This is a genomic window from Kitasatospora sp. NPDC001539 (genome assembly GCF_040298565.1).
Lineage (GTDB): Bacteria > Actinomycetota > Actinomycetes > Streptomycetales > Streptomycetaceae > Kitasatospora.
Window position 1 is genome coordinate 1 of sequence record NZ_JBEPAK010000187.1, and the last position, 14,188, is coordinate 14,188.

Below are 14,188 nucleotides of genomic sequence, written 5' to 3' on the forward strand. Positions count from 1 at the left end.
GTCTGGCGCGAGCTGACCGACTCGGTGAACTTCATGGCCGACAACCTGACCGGCCAGGTGCGCACCATCGCCCGAACCCTCGCCGTGGGTTCGGGGCCGCCGTTCCGCCTGCCCTGCCGGGCCTGCGGAGTCCGGGTGACGCACCGTCCCTGGGCGCGCCCCGGAGTCATTCGGGTCCGGTGGCCGGGCCGGGCTCGAGACCGGCCCGGCCACCCGTCAGACCGGCCGGGAGGCGAGCTCCTTGGCCGCACGGGCGCAGGCGCGGGCGATCCGGTCCTCGTTCACGGTGGTCAGCCGGCCCTTCTCGACCACGGCGTTGCCGTTGACGAACAGCACCGCCAGCGGGGGCAGCGCGCCGAAGGTGAGGGCGGCGACCGGGTCGGCGATCGAGGAGTGCATGATCCCGTCGATCTTCCACAGCGCCAGGTCGGCGAGCTTGCCGACCTCGATCGAGCCGATCTCGTTCTGGCGCCCGAGCACCCGGGCCCCGCCCATGGTGCCCAGCCGCAGCGCCTGGCGCCCGGTGAGCGCGGTGGGGTAGCCGTGCAGGCGGTTGATCAGCAGCGCGTTGCGCAGCTCCGTGCCCAGCTCGCCGGACTCGTTGGAGGCGGTGCCGTCGACGCCGAGCCCGACCGGTACGCCGGCCTTGAGCATGTCCGGCACCCGGGCGATCCCGGCGGCCAGGCGGGCGTTCGAGGAGGGGCAGTGCGCCACGCCGGTGCCGGTCTCGGCGAACTTGGCGATGTCGGAGTCGTTCATGTGGACGCAGTGCGCCATCCAGACGTCCTCGCCGAGCCAGCCGACCGACTCGAAGTAGTCGGTCGGCCCCATCCCGAACAGCTCCTTGCAGAACTGCTCCTCCTCGGCCGTCTCCGAGCCGTGGGTGTGCAGCCGGACACCCTTGCGGCGGGCGAGTTCGGCGGACTGGCGCAGCAGGTCGGTGGAGACCGAGAACGGCGAGCACGGCGCGATGGCGACGTGCAGCATCGAGCCGAAGGAGGCGTCGTGGTAGCGGTCCACGGCGGCCTCGGAGGCGGCCAGGATGTCGTCCAGCTCCTCGACCGCGTGGTCCGGCGGCAGGCCGCCGTCCTTCTTGCTGCGGTCCATCGAGCCGCGCAGCGCGGTGAAGCGCAGGCCGAGCTCCTGGACGGCCTCGATGGAGGCGCCGAGGATGTCGCCGCCGTCCCGGGGGAAGACGTAGTGGTGGTCCGAGGCGGTGGTGCAGCCGGACTTGAGGAGGGCGGCGGCCGAGCCCTGGCTGGCGGCGTGCACGAGCTCGTCGTCGATCCGCGCCCAGGTCGGGTAGAGGGCGACCAGCCAGTCGAACAGGATGTCGTCCTGGGCGAGGCCGCGGGTGATCCACTGGTAGAAGTGGTGGTGGGTGTTGACCAGGCCGGGAGTGAGCAGGTGGCCCTCGCCGTTGATCCGGCGCACCACGTTGTCCAGCCACGCCGGGGCGGGGCCGTCGCCGACGGATTCGATCGTGTTGCCGAGGATGACCACGTGGCCGCGGGCGTACTCGGTGTCGGCGGCGTCGACGGTGGCGATCGCGACGTTCTCGATCACGATCCGCTGGTCGGCGGGCGGGGGCTGGACTGCCATGGTTTCACTCCTATGGGGGAGGGCCGGGAGGGGCGTGCACCGTGCGGTGCGCGCCCCTCCCGGACCGGTCAGGACGGTGTCGCCGTCGGCACCGTCGCGCCGGAGGTCTGGCCGGATCCGGACCGGCGGGGGGCTCCGACGTGGTGGAAGAGCAGGTTGAGCAGGACGGCCATCACGCAGCCGGCCGAGATCCCCGAGTGCATCAGGGTCCGGACGGCCTCCGGGAAGGAGTCGTAGAAGGCCGGCACCGCGATCGGGATGATGCCGACCCCGAGGGAGACCGACACCAGGATGGTGTTGGAGCTGGACTCCATGCCGGCCTCCGCGAGGGTGCGGATCCCGCTCGCCGCGACCGTGCCGAACAGCACGATCCCGGCGCCGCCGAGGACGGGCTGCGGCACCAGGGAGACGACCGAACCGAGCACGGGGAACAGCCCCAGCAGGATCAGGATGCCTCCGCCGGCCGCGACCACGAACCGGCTGCGGATCTTCGTCAGCGCCACCAGCCCGATGTTCTGGGCGAAGGCACTGGCGGCGAAGCCGTTGAAGACGGGGCTGAGCGCGGTGGCCAGTCCGTCGGCCCGCAGGCCGGCGGCGAGCGTGGGCTCGTCGGCCTCGCGGTCGACGATCTTGCCGAGCGCGAGCATGTCGGCGGTGGACTCGGTCATCGAGACCACCATGACGATGCAGAGCGAGGCGATCGCGGCAGCGTCGAACATCGGCGCGCCGAAGTGGAACGGGGAGGGGAGGGCGAAGACCTTCGCCTCCTTGACCGCGCCGAAGTCGGCGAGCCCCAGCGGGAAGGCGATCAGGGTGCCGAACGCCAGTCCGACGAGCAGGGACAGCTGCTGCCAGAAGCCGCGCAGCAGCCGGTTGCAGAGCACCACCGCGGCGAGGGTGAGCGCGGCGAGGCCGATGGCCCGCATGGAGCCGAATCCGGGGGCGCTCGGCGAGCCGCCGCGCGCCCAGTTCACCGCCACCGGGAGCAGGGACACCCCGATGAGGGTGATCACGGTGCCCTGGACGACCGGAGGGAAGAACCGGATGAGCTTGCAGAAGTACGGCGCCGCGAGGAAGCACAGGACCCCCGCGACGATCACCGCTCCGAAGATCACCGGGAGGGCGTCCTTCGGTCCGTGTTCCTTGGCGATGGCGATCATGGGCGCGACACCCGCGAACGAGACGCCGTTCACGAACGGCAGTCGCGCACCGATCCGCCAGACGCCGAGGGTCTGGAGCAGGGTGGCCAGTCCGGCGGTGAACAGGCTGGCCGAGATGAGCAGGGCGAGGTCGGCGGGTGAGAGCCCGACGCCGGCGCCGACGATGAGCGGGGGTGCGACGACTCCCGCGTACATCGCGGCGACGTGCTGGAGACCGGTGGAGAACAGCTTCACCGGGGGCAACACCTCGTCCACGGGGTGGGTACCGGACCCGGACGGCTTGCCGGGGAGGCCTTGTGACGTGCCGTCCGGGCCTGGTGTTCTTGCTGGGGTGGAACCGCCGTCTGTACTACTGGTGCTGCTGGGTGCCATGTCGAGCCCCTCTTGTGCCCGTGGCTCCCGGCGCGCCCGTGGCGCTGGAGACCTCCCGAGGGCGGGACGGCGGAGCAAGGATCCCTCGGGACGCTTCTCCAGTGCCCCGGGCCGGCCGCCGCGAGGCGAACACGAACTCCGGTGGGTGGGGGTGGAGAAACAGGTGGTGCATGGAACTGCGGGTACTGCTCGTGGTGCCGGCGGTGCGCTCGCCCGGACTCGACCGGCCCGTCGGGGGCCGGTGGGTGCGGCGACTCCGGGCGGAGTCCTTGCGGTCGGGCGGGGAGGTCAGACGACCGGGATGACCGGGACGACGCCCTCGCGGTGCACGGTGCCCTCGATCAGGCCGTACATGCGGTCCGCGGCGTAGTAGACCTCGTTCTCGTTCTTGAGGCCGAAGGGCTCCAGGTCGACGAGGAAGTGGTGCTTGTTGGGCAGCTCGAGGCGTACCTCGTCCACCTCGGCGCGGTTGTTGAGGACCCGGGTGCCCATCGAGTGCAGGGTCTGCTGCAGCGAGTAGGAGTAGGTCTCGGCGAACGCCTCCAGCAGGTGTCGCTTCACGTGGGTGTAGGAGCGGTTCCAGTTGGGCTGGGCCTCGCCGTCGCGGCCGCTGTAGCCGTACTTCCAGCGGGCGGTGACCTGGGTGGCGAGGATGCGGTCGTACGCCTCCTGCAGGGTGGTGTACCGGTCCTTGATGTAGCCCCAGAACTCCGAGTTGGTGGAGTTCATGACGATGAGGTCCTTCAGGCCGGAGATGACCTGGACCTTCTCGCCGTCGTAGACCACCTCGGTGGTGCGGGTCTCCTGGCCGTTGCGGACGAAGGAGTGGCCGACCTCCTCCGAGCCGATGAAGCGGGCCGAGTTGTCCGGCGTCTTGATCCGGTCCCAGGCGTACTCCTCGATCCGGATCCGGGCGCTGTGCACGACGCCGCGCTCGGTGTCGTCGACGAAGTGCCGGGCCAGCACGATGCCGAAGGCCTCGGCCGACTCGATCCCGTACTCCTTGGCGAAGGCGTAGACGGTGTTCTTGGTGGTGTCGGTGGGAAGGCAGTTGGCGTTGGACCCGGTGAGGTGGACGTCCTCGAACTCGCCCTGGAGGGAGACCGAGACGTTGAGGTCCTTGATCTCGTGGCGGGTGGAGTCGCGGTAGACCCGGACGATGCGGTTCTCCGCCTTGCCGTACTGGTTCTGACCGAGCACGTGGGCCATGACAGGCTCCTAAGCTTCCAGGTCGGTCTACTAGCTTCCGCGGTAGACCGAGTATCCGAACGGGTTCAGCAGCAGCGGCACGTGGTAGTGGTGCTGCGCGGGCGCGACCGTGAAGACGATCGAGACCTCGGGGAAGAACGGCGGCTCCGCCGACTTGAGCGCGTAGTACGCGCCGGTGTCGAAGAGCAGCCGGACGACCGAGCCCGCCTCCACGGCCGGGAGGTCCTTGACCCGGCCGTCGGAGTCCGTGGCGGAGGTGCCGAGCACCTGCCAGCCACCCTCGGTGTGCAGTGCGAGCTCGACCGGGACGCCCTCGGCCGGGCGGCCGAGGCTGGTGTCGAGCACGTGGGTGGAGATGCCAGTCATGGGTGAGGTGACCTTACTGATGGCAGAGGTGATGGTGCGTCAGTCGCCGGGAAGGAGGCGACGGCGCGGCGACCGGCCGGCGTGCACCGGTCCGCGAGGCATTCTTGACGATGCGTCAGTTGCCGTCGAGGAGGCGGTTGAGCCGGATGTCGTTGATCTTGCGCAGTTCGCCCCGGACGATCTCCGCCTCGGTGGCCGGGTCGTTGGGGTGGCGCTCCCGCAGGGCGGCGAGCATGGTGGCCGCGGTGCGGCCGGTCGCGCAGATCAGGAACACGTGGCCGAACTTCGCCTCGTAGGCGGCGTTGGCCTCGCGCAGTTCGTCGAGGAGCGCCTGGTCCACGCCCTGGATGCCGGCCTGCTCGCGCTCGGAGGTGGCGTCGCCCGCCTTGGGCTGTCCGATCCGGGCGTGGCCGGCCATCGCGTCGCGCAGGTCCGCGTCGGTCAGTTCCGCCATCGCCGCCGCGTTGGCGGCGAGCAGGGCCTCACGGCTGGACCAGGGGCCGGCCGCCGCGACGGCGGCGGCCCAGCGGGGGCTGGAGCAGACGTCCAGCAGGATCTCCTCCAGCTCGGCGGCATCGGCCGCGGCCAGGGACTCGAGGGCGTGGGGGTGGTTGGTCACGAGTGGACCTCCTGAAGAGTGGTGCCACCCGGAAAAGCTAGATCGACCCCACCCAGCCGTCAACAGTTTGTTGAACGGTTGGTGGTTACGTTTTGAACCGACCCGCGATGCCGGGCCCTTTCGTGTGCGATTCGCCAAGTGTGCCCCGCCCCGGGGCGATCCACACTGTCCGGGGGCGGGGTCACTCGCTCGCAGGGCCGCCTTCTCGTCGAGGGGGGCGCCCCGGCCTCAGGAGGGCTTCGTGCCGTCCTGGCGGTTGAGGTAGTTGTACACCGTGAAGCGGCTGACGCCGAGCGCCGAGGCGACCGTCTCGACGCCGTGGCGGACGGTGAAGGCGCCGCGCTCCTCCAGGAGGGCGACGACCCGCTGCTTCTCCCAGCGGTCCAGCTCGGCCAGCGGCCGGCCGTCGAACTGGCGGGCCATCTCGGCCAGCAGCCGGTCCAGCGCACTGCTCAGGTGCGGCAGCCGGACGGCCAGGGCCGGGGTGCCCTCCCACTCCAGGACGACGTCCTCGGACTTCGCCTCGTCCAGCGGGACGGGCGTCGCGCCGACCGCGTCCAGCAGCGGCTTGACCGCCGCGGCGAGCGGGTGATCCACGTGCTCGGTCACGGCGTACCGCCCTCCTCGCCCAAGACGCTGACCTGGACGGAGATCCGGGTCGCTCCGGAGTCCAGGGTCTCCCGCAGCAGCCGGGTCACCGCGGCGAGGACCTGCTCGGCCTCGCCCTCGGCGCCGGTCCCGAAGGGGCCGACGGACACGTCCAGGCCGGCCTCGTCGACGACCTTGCGGGCCGCGGCGGCGTGCTCGGGGAACGTGTCCAGTTCGAACGGTTCTGTCGTGAACTCCACCATCAATCGCACGTCCTCACTGTATCGAGCGGGGGTGGCGGCGGGCAGGGCCTGGGTGATCGAACAGCCGTGAGCCCGGCCGGCGGGCCCGACCCGGCGGCTTCAACAAAATGTTGCGGCACCCTTGACACCCGCTCGCCGGGCCGGAGATGCTTCCACCACACAGAATCCCTCTTCCGGATCGTGGAAGTTGCGGATGAAGGAAGAGAGAGTGAGAGGTGATGGACGTGACGGCGGCTGCCAAGCACGGCTTCACGGTCAACCTGTCGATCCTGTTCAGCGAACTCCCGCTGCTGGAACGCCCCGCCGCGGCCGCCGCGGCCGGCTTCACGGCGGCCGAGCTCTGGTGGCCCTTCGGCACCGAGCACGAGCCGTCCCGGGCCGAACTGGACGCGCTGCGCAAGGCCTTCAGCGACGCGGGGGTCCGGCTCACCGGCCTCAACCTCCTGGACGACCTGACCCAGGGCGCCCGCGGTACCGTCTCGGTGCCCTCCGAGAAGGAGCGGTTCCGGGCCAACGTCCCCGTCGCCGCGGAGCTCGCCTCCTCGCTCGGTGCCACCGCGCTCAACGCGCTGTACGGCAACCGGGTCGAGGGCGTCGACCCGGCCGAGCAGGACGCCCTGGCGCTGGAGAACCTGGTGCTCGCCGCCCGGGCCGCGCACGGGATCGGCGCCGTCCTGCTGATCGAGGCGCTCAACCGGACCGAGTCCCCGGACTACCCGCTGGTCTCCGCCGCCGCCGCGGTCGAGGTGGTCGACAAGGTCAACGCCGCGACCGGCCTGGGGAACGCGAAGTTCCTCTGCGACCTGTACCACCTGGCCATGAACGGCGAGGACCTCGCGGCGGTCATCGACACCCACGCCGACCGGATCGGCCACGTGCAGATCGCCGACAACCCGGGCCGCAACGAGCCCGGCACCGGCGGGCTGGACTTCGAGGACCTGTTCGCCCGGCTCAGCGCCGCCGGCTACACCGGCTCGATCGGTCTGGAGTACCGCCCCTCCACCGGCGTCAGCGCCGACAGCTTCGGCTGGCTGCCGCGCGAGCTGCGCGCCGCCCGGTAGCGCCGCCCGGTCGCGCGGTCCGCCCGCGCCGACCGGCAGTCCGGCCCGCCCGCGCCGCCCGGCGAGCCACCACCCACCCCGCACACGTAAGGAACTCGACGCGATGAGCGCCTCCCGCAAGATTGCCTTCGTCGGCCTCGGCATCATGGGCAAGCCCATGGCCGTCAACCTGGTCAAGGCCGGCCACCAGGTGACCGGCTTCGACCTCTCCCAGGCGTCGATCGACGCCGTCGTCGCGGCCGGCGGCCGGGGCGCCGCCAGCATCGCGGACGCGGTGAAGGACGCCGAGGTCGTCATCACCATGGTCCCGGCCGACCCGCACGTCGAGGCGGTCATCCTCGGCGAGGGCGGCGTCCTGGAGAACGTCAAGGCCGGGACCCTGGTGATCGACATGTCCTCGATCACCCCGCAGACCTCGATCAAGGTCGGCAAGGCCGCCCAGGAGAAGGGCGTGCGCGCCCTGGACGCCCCGGTCTCCGGCGGCGAGGCCGGCGCGATCGAGGCAGTGCTGTCGATCATGGTCGGCGGCGCGGCGGAGGACTTCGCCGAGGCCAAGCCGCTGTTCGACGCGCTCGGCACCACGGTCGTCCACGTCGGCCCCGCCGGCGCCGGCCAGACCGTCAAGGCCGCCAACCAGCTGATCGTCGCGGTCAACATCCAGGTGCTCGCCGAGGCCGTGGTGTTCCTGGAGAACGCCGGCGTCGACCTCGCCGCCGCGCTCGACGTGCTCGGCGGCGGACTGGCCGGTTCCACCGTGCTCAACCGCAAGAAGGCGAACATGCTCAACCGCGAGTTCGCCCCCGGCTTCCGGATCGACCTGCACCACAAGGACATGGGCATCGTCACCGACGCCGCCCGCGCCGTGGGCGCCGCGCTGCCGGTCGGCGCCGTGGTGGCCCAGCTGGTCGCCTCCGCCCGGGCCAACGGCGACGGCTCGCTCGACCACTCGGCGCTGCTGCGCGGCGTCGAGCGGCTCTCCGGCCGCGAGGTCAAGTAGCACCCCCGGGGGCTCCCCGAGCGGAGCCCCCGGCCCTGAACTCCTCCTGGCGGCGTGTACCTGATCCGGTCGTGCCCGCGCCGCCAGGAGGCCAGACCCGACCGGCGTGCGGGCCGGGGCTCATCCGCCCGCCCGCCGGTCGACCCAGCCGGTGACGCGCCACCCTCCCCCGGGGGCACTTCGGTCGTGCCACGCGCGTCGCCCGGCCCCCTCCCCGCCGAGGGGAGCCCCTCGTACGTCGGAAGCGGGACGAGGGGAACGGCGGGGAGGGGGTCGCACCGCCGTCCGGGTGGTGGCCGCACCGCCACCACCCGGGCGGGGGTCGCCCCCCACCCGGGGGCCCTGGCGCCCCCGGGCCACCGGACCGATGCTTGACGAACCACCGCGGACCCCGTACGGAAGTGAGGACCACGCCATGCCCCCCACCCCCCACCAGGGCCATGTGGTCGTAGCTCCGGACAAGTTCAAGGGCACCCTGGAGGGTGCCGAGGTCGCCGCCCGGATCGCCGCGGGCATCCGCCGCGCCGCGCCCGGCACCGAGGTGCGCGAGCTGCCCGTCGCCGACGGCGGCGAGGGCACCCTGGCCGCCGCGCTCGCCGCCGGATTCACCCGGGTCCCGGCCAAGGTGGCCGGGCCGACCGGCCTGCCGGTGGACGCCGCGCTGGCCGTCCGCGACGACACCGCCGTGGTCGAGCTCGCCCAGGCCTCCGGACTCGCCCGGCTGCCCGGCGGCCGGACGGCCCCGCTGGTGGCCGGCTCCTACGGCGTCGGGCAGCTGATCGGCCGGGCCGTCTCCCTGGGCGCCAAGCGGATCGTGCTCGGCCTCGGCGGCAGCGCCGGCACCGACGGCGGCGCCGGCATGGTGCAGGCGCTCGGGGTGCGCCTGCTGGACGCCGACGGCACCGAACTGCCGCCCGGCGGGGCCGCGTTGCGCCGGCTCGAGCGGGTCGACCTCGGCCGGCTGGCCGAGCTGCTGACCGGGGTCGAGCTGGTGGTGGCCTGCGACGTGGACAACCCGCTGCTCGGGCCGCGCGGCGCCGCCGCCGTCTACGGCCCGCAGAAGGGCGCCGACGGCGAGGACCTGGTGGTGCTGGAGGCGGGCCTGACCCGCTTCGCGGACCAGGTCGCCGCGGCCACCGGCCGGGACCTGCGGGAGGCCCCCGGCGCCGGGGCCGCGGGCGGGGTGGGCTTCGCGGCCCTCGCCCTGCTCGGCGCCACCATGCGACCCGGTATCGAGCTCCTGCTCGAACTGCTGGGTTTCGACGAGGCCGTGCGTGGGGCACGCCTCGTCGTGACCGGCGAGGGCTGCCTGGACGCTCAGACGCTCCACGGCAAGGCCCCCGCCGGAGTCGCCGCGGCGGCCGCCCGGGCGGGGGTTCGGGTGGCTGCCGTGGCCGGCCGGTTGGAGCTCTCCGAGCCCGAGTGGCGCGCGGCCGGGTTCACCGCCGCGGTCGCGCTCACCGACCTGGCCGAGCAGCCGGGGGAGAGCCTGACCAGGGCCGGCGAGCTGGCCGAGGTCGCGGGGGAGCGCCTGGCCGGGGAGCTGCTGGCGGGCTGAGCCCTCGTACGTTCCTCCATTGACGTTTTGTTGAAGGCAGGCCTAGGCTCCGGGCAATCCTTCGCCTCCACCCGTGTTCCACCACCCCCAACTCCCAGGTTTCGGAGGTCTCCCATGCCTTTCAGCCAGCCGTCGGTGATCCGATCCCGCCGGGCCGTGCTGCCCGACGGCGAGCGCCCCGCGGACGTGCTGATCCGGGACGGGAGGATCGAGCAGGTCGCCGAGTACGGATCGCTTCCGGTCGGCGACGGCGAACTCGTCGACCTCGGCGACACCGCCCTGCTGCCCGGCCTGGTCGACACCCACGTGCACGTCAACGAGCCCGGCCGCACCGAGTGGGAGGGCTTCGCCACCGCCACCCGGGCCGCCGCAGCCGGCGGCGTCACCACGATCATCGACATGCCGCTCAACTCCGTGCCGCCCACCACCACGGCGGACGGGCTGGCCGTCAAGCGGAAGACCGCCGAGGGCCAGGCCTGGGTCGACCTGGGCTTCTGGGGCGGCGCCGTCCCCGGCAACGTCCCCGACCTCGAACCGCTCCACCGCGAGGGCGTGTTCGGCTTCAAGAGCTTCCTCTCCCCCTCCGGCGTGGACGAGTTCCCGCACGTCGAGGGCGCCGACCTGGAGGCCGCGCTGGCCGAGCAGGCCCGGCTCGGCGCGCTCGCGATCATCCACGCAGAGGACGCCGCCGTGCTGGCCGCCGCGCCGCAGCGGCCCGGCGCCGACTACCGGGACTTCCTCGCCTCCCGCCCGGCCGACGCGGAGACCGCGGCCGTCGCCCACCTGCTCGACACGGCCCGCCGCACCGGCGCCCGGGTGCACATCCTGCACGTCTCCTCGGCGGCCGTGCTGCCGCTGCTGCGCCGGGCCCGGGAGGACGGCGTCCAGGTGACGGCCGAGACCTGCCCGCACTACCTGACGCTCGCGGCCGAGGAGGTGCCGGACGGCGACACCGCGTTCAAGTGCTGCCCGCCGATCCGCGACGAGGCCAACCGGGACGCGCTCTGGCAGGCCCTGGCCGCCGGGGAGTTCATCGCCGTCGTCTCCGACCACTCGCCGTCCACCCCGGACCTCAAGCTGCTGCCCGAGTACGGCGGGAGCGGCGACTTCGCGGCCGCCTGGGGCGGCATCGCCTCGCTGCAGCTGGGCCTGCCGGCGATCTGGACCGAGGCCCGCCGCCGCGGTCACACCCTGGCCGACGTGGTGCGCTGGATGTCCGCCGGACCGGCCGAACTGGTCGGCCTCACCGGCACCAAGGGCGCCATCGCGCCGGGCCGCGACGCCGACCTGGTCGCCTTCGACCCCGACGGTGAGTTCGCGGTCCACCCCGCCGAGTTGCACCACCGCAATCCGGTCACCCCGTACGCGGGGAGGACGCTGACCGGCGCCGTGCGCACCACCTGGCTGCGCGGCCGCGCGGTGGACACCGGCGGGCTGCCCTTCGGCCGCCAGCTGACCCGGCCCGCCGACTCCCGTACCGACAACGCTTCCTGAACCGACACCGTCTCCCGAGGAGAGTCAGTGACCACTGCCGACACCCCGAGCGCTCCTTTCACCGAGCTGGTCAACCTGGCCTCCCGGCTGCTCGGCGCGGGCGTCGTCGCCACCAACGAGGACACCTTCGCGGACGCGGAGAACCTGCTGGTCGCCAAGCCCGCCGAGTTCCGTCCGCACACCTTCGGCCACAAGGGCCAGATCATGGACGGCTGGGAGTCCAAGCGCCGGCGCGGCGTCTCCGCCGACCAGCCGCACCCCACCGACCAGGACCACGACTGGGCGATCGTCCGGCTCGGCGTCGGCGGCGTGATCCGCGGCCTGATCGTCGACACCGCGCACTTCACCGGCAACTACCCGGAGAGCGCCTCGGTCGAGGCCGCCTCCGTCCCCGGGCACCCCTCGCCCGAGGAGCTCCAGGACGCCGAGTGGACGGTCATCCTGCCGCGCACCCCGCTCCGGGGCGACACCGCCCACGAGTTCACCGTCCAGGACGGCACCCGTTACACCCACGTACGGCTGAACATCTTCCCGGACGGCGGCGTCGCCCGGCTCCGGGTGCACGGCGAGGTGCTGCCCGACCCGCGCGAACTGGACGGCCTCACCTTCGACCTGGCCGCCCAGGAGTACGGCGGCGTCGCGGAGGCGGCCTCCGACCGCTACTTCTCCTCCCCGCACAACCTGAACGCTCCCGGCCGCGCCTCCGTCATGGGCGAGGGCTGGGAGACCCGGCGTCGGCGCGACAAGGCCAACGACTGGGTGCAGATCGCCCTGGCCGGGGGCGGCGAGGTCCTGGCCGCCGAGGTGGACACCACCCACTTCGTCGCCAACGCCCCCGGCTGGGCCGACCTGCTCGGCTTCGACGCCTCGGCCGGACAGGCTGCGCCTTCGCAGTCACCGGCCGAGGGCGAGTGGTTCGAGATCCTGCCCCGCACCCGCCTCCAGCCCGACACCCGGCACCGGTTCCGGCTGGACGTGGGCCGCCCGGTGACCCACGTGCGGATGAACGTCTACCCGGACGGCGGCGTCGCCCGCCTCCGGCTCACCGGCCGCCTCACCGAGGCCGGCCGCGCGGCCCTCGCGCTGCGCTGGTTCAACGCCCTTCCCGCCGCCGAGGCCGCGGCCGCGCTCACCGACGCCGGCCTGACCGCGGAGGAGGCCGCCGCGCTGGCCGCCGCCCGCCCGCTGGCGGACCCGGCCGCCGCCACCGCCGCGGTCGCCGACCTCCGGCCGGCCGACGGGCCCGACGGCGAGCACTCGGCCCGCCGCCGGTCGGCGCTCTGGCGCCTGCTCGGCGTCTGAGCCCGCCGCCCACCCCTCTCCACGCACCGCCTTTTCGACACCTGAAGGACCCTCCATGTCCAAGATCCTGACCACGGAGTCCGGCGCCCCGGTCGCCGACAACCAGAACTCGGCCTCGGCCGGTGAGTACGGTCCGCTGCTGATCCAGGACCAGCACCTGCTGGAGAAGCTGGCCCGGTTCAACCGCGAGCGCATCCCGGAGCGCGTCGTGCACGCCCGCGGCTCCGGCGCGTACGGCTACTTCGAGGTCACCGACGAGGTGTCGAAGTACACCCGGGCGGCGTTCCTGTCCGAGGTCGGCAAGCGCACCGAGGTCTTCCTGCGCTTCTCGACCGTGGCCGGCAACCTGGGCGCCAACGACGCGGTGCGCGACCCCCGCGGCTTCGCGGTGAAGTTCTACACCGAGGACGGCAACTACGACCTCGTCGGCAACAACACCCCGGTGTTCTTCATCAAGGACCCGATCAAGTTCCCCGACTTCATCCACTCCCAGAAGCGCGACCCGTACACCGGCGTGCAGGAGGCGGACAACGTCTGGGACTTCTGGGCCCACTCGCCGGCCTCGACCCACCAGATCACCTGGCTGTTCGGCGACCGCGGCATCCCCGCCTCGTACCGCCACATGAACGGCTACGGCTCGCACACCTACCAGTGGGTCAACGCCGAGGGCGAGGCCTACTGGGTGAAGTACCACTTCAAGACCAACCAGGGCATCCGCTGCCTGGACGGCGACCAGGCCGCCGAGGTGGTCGGCGCCGACGCCGACTCGCACCAGCGCGACCTGCACCAGGCCATCGAGCGCGGGGTGTTCCCGTCCTGGACGCTCTACGTCCAGCTGATGCCGGTCGCCGAGGCCGCGGACTACCGCTTCAACCCCTTCGACCTCACCAAGGTGTGGCCGCACGCCGACTACCCGCTGGTCAAGGTCGGCCGCCTGGTGCTCAACCGCAACCCGGAGAACGTCTTCGCCGAGGTCGAGCAGTCCGCGTTCTCGCCGAACAACTTCGTTCCCGGCATCGGGCCGTCCCCCGACAAGATGCTCCAGGGCCGCCTGTTCGCCTACGCCGACGCCCAGCGCTACCGCCTCGGCGTCAACCACACCCAGCTGCCGGTGAACGCCCCGCGCGCCACCGAGGCGAACAACTACGGCCGGGACGGCCTGATGGCCGTCAACAGCGCCGGCCGCGGCAAGAACTACGAGCCCAACTCCTACGACGGCCCGGCCCAGAGCGACGCCGCGCTCGCCGCCCCGGTCAGGGTGAGCGGCCACACCGGCACCTACACCACGCCGGCCCACACCAAGGACGACGACTTCTTCCAGGCCGGCGAGCTGTACCGGCTGATGTCGGAGGGCGAGAAGACGCGGCTGATCAACAACATCGCGGGCTCCCTGGCGCAGGTGACCCGGGACGACGTGGTGGAGAAGAACCTGGCCCACTTCCACGCGGCCGACGCGGAGTACGGCGCCCGGCTCGCCGCCGCCGTCGCCAAGCTCCGCGCGGTCTCCGCACTGGCCGGCGTGCCGCTCGGTGTGGCCCGCATCCTCGTGGCCGACCTGGCCGAGGCCGGTCTCGTCGCCATCCACCAGCCCGCCGCC

General features: G+C 72.7%; 13 protein-coding genes. 6 read left to right on the top strand and 7 right to left on the bottom strand.

The window, feature by feature from the left end; genetic code table 11:
- Positions 1–216 precede the first annotated feature (216 nt).
- The 7 genes from ABT247_RS24625 to ABT247_RS24655 form a co-directional block, all read right to left on the bottom strand.
- Positions 217–1,602: an 8-oxoguanine deaminase gene (locus ABT247_RS24625; RefSeq protein ID WP_350745869.1), complete on the bottom strand. Its 1,386-nt coding sequence runs from the start codon at positions 1,600–1,602 to the stop codon at positions 217–219.
- A gap of 68 nt (positions 1,603–1,670) precedes the next feature.
- Positions 1,671–3,134 (bottom strand): nucleobase:cation symporter-2 family protein, encoded by a 1,464-nt coding sequence (locus tag ABT247_RS24630; RefSeq protein ID WP_392903799.1) that lies wholly within the window; start codon positions 3,132–3,134, stop codon positions 1,671–1,673.
- A gap of 288 nt (positions 3,135–3,422) precedes the next feature.
- On the bottom strand, positions 3,423–4,343 hold the full coding sequence (gene pucL, locus ABT247_RS24635) for a factor-independent urate hydroxylase (RefSeq protein ID WP_350745875.1): 921 nt from the start codon (positions 4,341–4,343) through the stop codon (positions 3,423–3,425).
- Positions 4,344–4,373: 30 nt separating this feature from the next.
- Positions 4,374–4,709, bottom strand: a complete 336-nt coding sequence (uraH, locus tag ABT247_RS24640; RefSeq protein WP_350745877.1) for a hydroxyisourate hydrolase — start codon at positions 4,707–4,709, stop codon at positions 4,374–4,376.
- Positions 4,710–4,824: 115 nt separating this feature from the next.
- Entirely contained in the window at positions 4,825–5,328 is a 504-nt protein-coding gene (gene uraD, locus ABT247_RS24645) for a 2-oxo-4-hydroxy-4-carboxy-5-ureidoimidazoline decarboxylase (protein ID WP_350745880.1), read from the bottom strand.
- 228 nt (positions 5,329–5,556) lie between these two features.
- Positions 5,557–5,937: a helix-turn-helix domain-containing protein gene (locus ABT247_RS24650; RefSeq protein WP_350745883.1), complete on the bottom strand. Its 381-nt coding sequence runs from the start codon at positions 5,935–5,937 to the stop codon at positions 5,557–5,559.
- Positions 5,934–6,179: a thiamine-binding protein gene (locus ABT247_RS24655; protein ID WP_392903853.1), complete on the bottom strand. Its 246-nt coding sequence runs from the start codon at positions 6,177–6,179 to the stop codon at positions 5,934–5,936. The genes ABT247_RS24650 and ABT247_RS24655 overlap by 4 nt, the downstream gene beginning before the upstream one ends.
- Positions 6,180–6,397: 218 nt before the next feature.
- Here ABT247_RS24655 and ABT247_RS24660 point away from each other — a divergent pair, with 218 nt between their 5' ends.
- From ABT247_RS24660 to ABT247_RS24685, 6 genes are all read left to right on the top strand, one after another.
- On the top strand, positions 6,398–7,240 hold the full coding sequence (locus tag ABT247_RS24660; protein ID WP_350745887.1) for a TIM barrel protein: 843 nt from the start codon (positions 6,398–6,400) through the stop codon (positions 7,238–7,240).
- A 103-nt stretch (positions 7,241–7,343) separates the two neighbouring features.
- Positions 7,344–8,237 carry a 2-hydroxy-3-oxopropionate reductase gene (locus ABT247_RS24665; RefSeq protein ID WP_350745890.1) on the top strand — a complete coding sequence of 298 codons (894 nt, stop codon included), beginning with the start codon at positions 7,344–7,346 and terminating at the stop codon, positions 8,235–8,237.
- Between the two features lie 415 nt (positions 8,238–8,652).
- Positions 8,653–9,795: a glycerate kinase gene (locus ABT247_RS24670; RefSeq protein ID WP_350745893.1), complete on the top strand. Its 1,143-nt coding sequence runs from the start codon at positions 8,653–8,655 to the stop codon at positions 9,793–9,795.
- Positions 9,796–9,909: 114 nt separating this feature from the next.
- The gene (allB, locus tag ABT247_RS24675; RefSeq protein WP_350745895.1) at positions 9,910–11,289 is read left to right on the top strand and encodes an allantoinase AllB; all 1,380 of its coding nucleotides are present in this window, start codon (positions 9,910–9,912) and stop codon (positions 11,287–11,289) included.
- A gap of 27 nt (positions 11,290–11,316) precedes the next feature.
- Positions 11,317–12,591 (top strand): allantoicase, encoded by a 1,275-nt coding sequence (gene alc, locus ABT247_RS24680; protein WP_350745898.1) that lies wholly within the window; start codon positions 11,317–11,319, stop codon positions 12,589–12,591.
- A 55-nt stretch (positions 12,592–12,646) separates the two neighbouring features.
- Positions 12,647–14,188, top strand: a 1,542-nt coding sequence (locus ABT247_RS24685; protein ID WP_350745901.1) for a catalase, incomplete at its 3' end; no start/stop codon positions are given.

Excerpts from the sequence above, each read along its gene's own strand:
- ABT247_RS24625 (WP_350745869.1), bottom strand. The coding sequence starts at position 1,602 with ATGGCAGTCCAGCCCCCGCCCGCCGACCAGCGGATCGTGATCGAGAAC.
- ABT247_RS24630 (WP_392903799.1), bottom strand. The coding sequence starts at position 3,134 with ATGGCACCCAGCAGCACCAGTAGTACAGACGGCGGTTCCACCCCAGCA.
- pucL (WP_350745875.1), bottom strand. The coding sequence starts at position 4,343 with ATGGCCCACGTGCTCGGTCAGAACCAGTACGGCAAGGCGGAGAACCGC.
- uraH (WP_350745877.1), bottom strand. The coding sequence starts at position 4,709 with ATGACTGGCATCTCCACCCACGTGCTCGACACCAGCCTCGGCCGCCCG.
- ABT247_RS24655 (WP_392903853.1), bottom strand. The coding sequence starts at position 6,179 with ATGGTGGAGTTCACGACAGAACCGTTCGAACTGGACACGTTCCCCGAG.
- ABT247_RS24660 (WP_350745887.1), top strand. The coding sequence starts at position 6,398 with ATGGACGTGACGGCGGCTGCCAAGCACGGCTTCACGGTCAACCTGTCG.
- ABT247_RS24665 (WP_350745890.1), top strand. The coding sequence starts at position 7,344 with ATGAGCGCCTCCCGCAAGATTGCCTTCGTCGGCCTCGGCATCATGGGC.
- ABT247_RS24670 (WP_350745893.1), top strand. The coding sequence starts at position 8,653 with ATGCCCCCCACCCCCCACCAGGGCCATGTGGTCGTAGCTCCGGACAAG.
- allB (WP_350745895.1), top strand. The coding sequence starts at position 9,910 with ATGCCTTTCAGCCAGCCGTCGGTGATCCGATCCCGCCGGGCCGTGCTG.